This window comes from Pseudomonas sp. BAV 4579 (genome assembly GCF_009765395.1).
GTDB classification, from domain to species: domain Bacteria; phylum Pseudomonadota; class Gammaproteobacteria; order Pseudomonadales; family Pseudomonadaceae; genus Chryseomonas; species Chryseomonas aestiva.
In genome coordinates this window covers 58,245-64,473 of sequence record NZ_WHOV01000006.1, presented here as the reverse complement: position 1 = coordinate 64,473, position 6,229 = coordinate 58,245, and the positions used below count along the sequence as shown (strand labels likewise).

Here is a 6,229-nt window from a genome sequence, read left to right as displayed (position 1 = left end):
CTGGCTCATCTCGGTGACGGCGGTGGCCGCCATCTCGATCTCGCTGTTCTGCTGCTGCAGGCCGTGGGCGCTCTCCTGCATGACCGCGGTCATTTCCTCGGCGGCGGAGGCCAGCTGGGTAGCGGAATGGCCCAGGTGCCCCAGGGTGTCGCGCAGATTGGTCTGCATCTGCTGCATGGCCTGCAGCAGCTGGGCGGCTTCGTCGTGACCGCGGGTATCCAGGGTCTGGGTCAGATCGCCGCTGGCGATGGTCCGGGCGGCGGCCACGGCCTCGGCGATGGGTCGGGTCATGCTCAGGGTCAGGCGCCAGGCCAGCAGCACGGTCAGACCCAGAGCCAGGGCGATGACCATCCAGGTGATGGAGGTAGCCTGGGCATAGGTGTCGCCGGAGTGCTGGGAGGCGGCCTTGATGTCTTCCTGATTGATCTTGCGCAGGGCTTCGGTGCGCTCGTTCATCTGCACGCCGAGCTGGGCCATGTTGGTCTGGATCAGGCTGCGGGCCTCGTCGAGCTTGCCGGCGCCGATCAGATCGGCCAGCTGCGCGGTGTAGCGGACATAGTCGCCATGGATCTGGCGCAGGCCGTCGAAGGCCTGGCGCTCGCGATCGCCGCTGACGAGCTTTTCATAGCGACCAAAACCCGCGCCGATGTCGGCATTGATGCTGTCGATCTTCTTGCGCGTGTTGGCGACGGTGGCGGCGTCCGGAATGGCCAGCAGGCGCAGCACCTCGACCCGGGTGCGAGCCAGTTGCAGGGCAAGGTTGTCGGCTTCGACGATGCTGGGCACGTTGTTGGTTTCGATCACCTGGCCCTGGGCCCGGATCTGCGACAGTTGCAGCAGGCCAAACAGGCCCAGACTGGCGACGAGGATGGCCAGCAGGCCGAAACACAACACGCTGCGAATGGCGAGGGAGAAGGAACGAAAGGTCACGGCGGCAGCCCCGGTGAAGAGTGAGGCTCCCTTTAACGGCTAGGGCCGCCGTGACTTGATGGTCATTCGTCTTAAATCTGATCTTCGCGCAGAGGGTGGCGACGGGCGAGCAGGGCTGGCCAGTCGCCACCCTCGATCACGGCTAGAACTGGAAGCGCCGCACCTGGCCGCTGAGGGTCGCGGCCAGCGTCGCCAGTTGCTGGCTGGAGGCACGGGTCTGCTCGGCACCCGCCGCGGTCTGCACCGACACGTCGCGGATGCGTACTAGGTTGCGGTCAACTTCGCGCGCCACCTGGGCCTGTTCTTCGGCAGCGCTGGCGATCACCAGATTGCGCTCGTAGATGCCCGCGACCGACTGGGCGATGACGGCCAGGGCGGCATTGGTGGATTGCGCTTGCTCGCGTGTCTGGCGCCCCTGGTCGGCGCTGGTCAGCAAGGCATCGACGGTCTGGCCGGTACCCTGCTGGATGTTGCCGATCATGCCCTCGATCTCGCGAGTCGACTCACCGGTACGATGGGCCAGGGCGCGCACCTCGTCGGCCACCACGGCGAAGCCGCGACCGGCCTCGCCCGCGCGCGCCGCTTCGATGGCGGCGTTCAGTGCCAGCAGGTTGGTCTGTTCCGCGACCGAACGGATCACATCCAGCACCTGGCTGATGTCGCGCGTCTGGGTTTCCAGCTCGCGAGCCCGGGCGCTGGCACCGAGGACCTGCTCGGTGAGGGCCTCGATGGCAATGAGGGTATTGCCCAGCTGACGCTGCCCCTGAACGGCGGTATCGGCAGCCTGGCGCGAATCATTGGAGGTGGAGGAGGCGTTGCCGGCGACCTCCTCGATCGCCTGGCTCATTTCGGTGACGGCCGTCGCCGCCGATTCGATCTCGTTGTTCTGCTGTTGCAGGCCGGTGGCGCTTTCCTGCATGACCGCGGTCATCTCCTCGGCGGCGGAAGCCAGCTGGCTGGCCGAGTCGCCGATATGCCCCAGGGTCTCGCGCAACTGGCCCTGCATCTGCTGCATGGCCTGCAGCAGCTGAGCCGCCTCGTCGTGGCCACGGCTGTCCAGCGCCTGGGTCAGATCTCCGGTCGCGATGGTGCGGGCCGCCGCTACCGCCTGGGCGATGGGGTTGGCCACGCTGCGCGTCAGACGCCAGGCCAGCAGGCCGGTGAGGGTGAGGGTCACCAGGATGGCCAGCCAGGTCACGCTGTTGGAGCGTGCATAGGCTTCATCGGCATCCGCGCTGGCGGCGTGAATGTCCTGCTCGACGGCCTGACGGAGCGTCTCTATGCAGGCGTTCATCCGCGTACCCAGCGGGCCCATGCTCTGCTGCACCACCCGGCGCGCCTGGTCGAGCTGACCCGCGCCGGCCAGGTCGGCGATTTGCTGCACACCCTGCATGTAGCTCTGCTGCACCTGGCGCAATTCGTCCAGCGCAGTGCGGCTCTTCGTCGACAGCAGTTCGTGCTGATAGCGGCCAAAGATGGCCTGGACCTCGTTGCTCAGGCCGTCCAGTTTCTGGTGGGTGCTGGCCAGGGTCTGGGCATCGGGCATGGCCAGCAGACGCAGGGTTTCGATGCGGGTGCGAGCCACCAGCAGGCCAAGATTGTCGACCGCGATCAGGGTCGGGATGCAGCGCTGCTCCACCTGATGACCCAATTGACGGATCTCGGACAGCTGATACCAGCCGAAGAGTCCGAGCGCCGCGACGAGGACCGCCAGGATGCCAAAGCACAGCAGGTTGCGGGTAGCGATGGACAAGGATCGAAGAGTTATGACGGCCTGCGAGGAGGAGGGTTCGGAATGCGAACAGGGTCACAACTTTAGGTGATGATTTGGCGAAAAGGCTCTAGGACGGGTGCGGCAAAAGCTCGCAGTACAGGAAAGGTCGGACATTTGCAGACTTCCGTGGAGCCCTTGCGGCTCCACGGAAGGATCTTCTCAGCGACTCGTCAGTCGCCGCTGACCTGACGCAGGTGCGCCGCCGGTGCTTCTTCACCAAGGTTGTTGAGCAGCCGCTCGCTGTACCAGTCGATGAAGTTGATCACGCCGAATTCGTAAGTCTTTGAATAGGGACCCGGCTGATAGGCCTTGGAATTGATGCCGCGCTGGTTCTCCTCGGCCAGCCGACGATCCTGGTCGTTGGTGGCATCCCAGACCTTGCGCAGGTTGACCGGATCGTAGTCGACGCCTTCCACGGCATCCTTGTGCACCAGCCACTTGGTGGTCACCACGGTCTCGGTCGGACCCAGCGGCCAGACGGTGAAGACGATCATGTGATCGCCCATGCAGTGGTTCCAGGAGTGCGGCAGGTGCAGGATGCGCATGGAGCCCAGGTCCGGGTCCTTGATGCGCCCCATGAGTTTCTTGCAGCCGGGCTTGCCGTCCATGGTCATGGACACGGTCCCGGCGAGCAGCGGCATGCGCACGATGCGGTTGCGCAGGCCGAAGCTGGCATGGGCGTAGGGGATGTTGTCGGCGTCCCAGCGACTGGTGCAGGCGGCGACCTGATCCTTGAACGCCTGGGAGGCGCGCGGATCGGTGACGTCGTCCCACTCCAGCAGGGTGTTCAGCAACTCGGGGTGGGAGCCGCTGCAGTGGTAGCACTCGCGGTTGTTTTCCAGCACCAGCTTCCAGTTGGCCTGCTCGACCAGGTCGGTGCGCACCGCGACCTTGGCATTCTCCATGTCGTACGGCTCCATGTAGTGCTCGAGCGTACGCAGGAAATCGTCGATGGCTGGTGGCTCATCGGCCAGGGAGATGAAGATGTAGCCGCCGGCGGTCTTGACGTGGATCGGCTTGAGGTTGAAGTCGGCCATGTTGAAGTCGGCGCCCATCTCGCTGCCGGCGAACAGCAGGCGGCCGTCCAGCTCGTAGGTCCACTGGTGATAGGGGCAGACCAGCTTGGCGACCTTGCCCTTGTCGCTCACGCAGAGGCGCGAACCCCGGTGGCGGCAGACATTGTGGAAGGCATGCACCTTGCCCTCGGTGCCGCGGACCACCAGGATGGGATTGTCACCCAGCTGCAGGGTGATGAAGTTGCCCTTGGTGGGAATCTCGCAGGTCATGCCGGCGATCAGCCATTCCTTGCCGAAGATCTCCTGCATGTCGATCTGGAACAGGCGCTCGTCGTTGTAGAACGGCTGGGGCAGGGAGTAGGTGCGCTCGCGGGTGCGCAGCATCTCGGCCGTGGCCTTGCGGGCCGGATCGAGAGGGTCGCCCAAACTCAAGGTGCTGACGTCCATCGTACATCCTCGTGGCCACCGCGGCGGGTGGCGAAAGTGGTTGGTCACGGTACTGCAAGGCTATTGGCCGACGGGGCAGGGCCGCCGAATGACCCTAGGTTTCGCCCGTCGCGCGCTATTCAGGTTCGGCTTGGGGCGGAGTGTGGGGCCGGAGCCGGGAGGGGGCCTTGCTCATGGGCGACATGGCCGACGCTGTTCACGACGCCCCAGCCCTTGCCCCTGCTGGGCCGGTCGCCATCGACATGTGGATGTCGCGATTGGGAAAGTGGCGGTCGTGGGGCCCTCCCAGAATCGCCGCCAATAGCCCCAGTGGCAGTCGAGGTGCGTCATGAATACCTTCCTCAATCCCGTAACCACCCAGACCTGGACCAATGGCCGCCACCCCGTGCGCTGCGTCAAGGTCATCCAGGAAACCTGGGACGTACGCACCTTCTGCTTCACCGCCGAAATCCCGCTGATGTATTTCTTCAAGCCGGGCCAGTTCGTGACCCTGGAACTGGAGATCGACGGCCGCCAGGTGATGCGCTCCTACACCATCTCCAGCTCGCCCTCGGTGCCCTACAGCTTCTCCATCACCGTCAAGCGCGTGCCGGGTGGCCAGGTGTCCAACTGGCTGCACGACAATCTCAAGGTCGGCGACAACCTGGCGGTGCATGGTCCGGTCGGGCTGTTCAACGCCATCGACTATCCCGCCGACAAGGTGCTCTATCTCTCCGGCGGCGTCGGTATCACCCCGGTGATGTCCATGGCGCGCTGGTTCTACGACACCAACGCCAGCGTCGACATGGTCTTCGTGCACAGCGCCCGTACCCCGCGCGACATCATCTACCAGGGTGAGCTGGAGCACATGGCCGCGCGGATCGACAACTTCGCCCTGAACCTGGTGTGCGAGCGCACCGAGCATGGCGAGTCCTGGGCCGGCTACCGGGGCTACTTCGACCGCCGCATGCTGGAGCTGATGGCGCCGGACTTCCGTGATCGCGAGATCTTCTGCTGCGGCCCCACGCCCTACATGAATGCCGTCAAGACCATGCTCCGCGAGCTGGACTTCGACATGACCCACTACCACGAGGAATCCTTCGGCGCGACGCCGCCGGAAGCCAAGGTCGAGGCGGCCGAACAGGCCGAAGCCGCGGCCGACCTGCCGCCGATTCCCCTGGAAGCCCAGTGCACCATCGCCTTCACCGAGAGTGGCAAGAGCGTCAACATCGGCCCCGGCGAAACCATCCACGGCGCTGCCGCCAAACTCGGCCTGCACATTCCCAAGGCCTGCGGCATGGGCATCTGCGGCACCTGCAAGGTGCTCAAGAAGAGCGGCGAAGTGGTCATGGACCACAACGGCGGCATCACCGAGGAAGACGAAGCCGAAGGCTACATCCTGTCCTGCTGCAGCATCCCGCAGGGAGACGTGCAGATCGAGTTCTGAGGGCGTGGGTTGGATTGAGCGCAGCGAAGCCCAACACACCAAGGCGCCAGCTTGAGCCCTGGGCGCCAGCTTGAGCCCTGTAGTGTGGACAGTGGCACAGCCCTGTCCACACTTCTTCACCCGCTAGACTCTAGGCCGGCTGCCGCTCGCCGTAGCGCTGCTCCAGATAGGCGATGATGTCGTCCGACTCGTACATCCACACGCTCTGGCTGCCTTCGTCGATCCGCAGGCAGGGCACCTTCACCCGGCCACCGCCCTGTTCCAGCTCGGCGCGCAGTTGCGGGTCCTTCTTGATGTCCTTGAGGCGGATCGGCAGGTTCAGCCGATGCAGCGCCCGCCGCGTCTTCACGCAGAAGGGACAGGCCTGGAACTGATAGAGCGACAGATTCGCCAGCTCCGCCTCGATGGCCGCCTGGGCCTGCTCAGGGCGCTGGAGCTTTCGCGGCCGGGTTACCAGATCCAGGCCGACGATCACCTGGCCGAGGCCGTTGCGTAGCAGATTGATCAACGGGATTCACCTTGAGGGGTCGTTCGAGCCGGTCAGTTTACCCTATCGTCCCAGGGCTGCCGCTCCGCCAGTCGTTACGGAACGTCACCCGCAGCGTAGCGCTCTACAGGAGGGATTAATTCCTCGAT

The 6,229-nt window shown here is 64.9% G+C and carries 4 protein-coding genes and 2 pseudogenes; 1 reads left to right on the top strand and 5 read right to left on the bottom strand.

Going from position 1 to position 6,229, the window contains the following annotated elements; genetic code table 11:
• The 4 genes and pseudogenes from GSQ95_RS03080 to gbcA form a co-directional block, all read right to left on the bottom strand.
• Positions 1–930, bottom strand: a 930-nt coding sequence (locus GSQ95_RS03080; protein ID WP_158973738.1) for a methyl-accepting chemotaxis protein, incomplete at its 3' end; no start/stop codon positions are given.
• A gap of 142 nt (positions 931–1,072) precedes the next feature.
• Positions 1,073–1,753, bottom strand: a pseudogene (locus GSQ95_RS27015) (methyl-accepting chemotaxis protein); the annotation flags it as partial.
• Between the two features lie 174 nt (positions 1,754–1,927).
• Positions 1,928–2,683, bottom strand: a pseudogene (locus tag GSQ95_RS27010) (MCP four helix bundle domain-containing protein); the annotation flags it as partial.
• 191 nt (positions 2,684–2,874) lie between these two features.
• Positions 2,875–4,167 (bottom strand): glycine-betaine demethylase subunit GbcA, encoded by a 1,293-nt coding sequence (gene gbcA, locus GSQ95_RS03070; RefSeq protein ID WP_158890695.1) that lies wholly within the window; start codon positions 4,165–4,167, stop codon positions 2,875–2,877.
• Positions 4,168–4,495: 328 nt separating this feature from the next.
• On the opposite strand from gbcA, the gene GSQ95_RS03065 reads away from it, so the two are divergent.
• Positions 4,496–5,593: a hybrid-cluster NAD(P)-dependent oxidoreductase gene (locus tag GSQ95_RS03065; RefSeq protein WP_158890693.1), complete on the top strand. Its 1,098-nt coding sequence runs from the start codon at positions 4,496–4,498 to the stop codon at positions 5,591–5,593.
• Positions 5,594–5,723: 130 nt separating this feature from the next.
• On the opposite strand, the gene GSQ95_RS03060 is transcribed toward GSQ95_RS03065, so the two are convergent.
• Positions 5,724–6,101: a glutathione S-transferase N-terminal domain-containing protein gene (locus tag GSQ95_RS03060; RefSeq protein ID WP_158890691.1), complete on the bottom strand. Its 378-nt coding sequence runs from the start codon at positions 6,099–6,101 to the stop codon at positions 5,724–5,726.
• Positions 6,102–6,229: the final 128 nt, after the last annotated feature.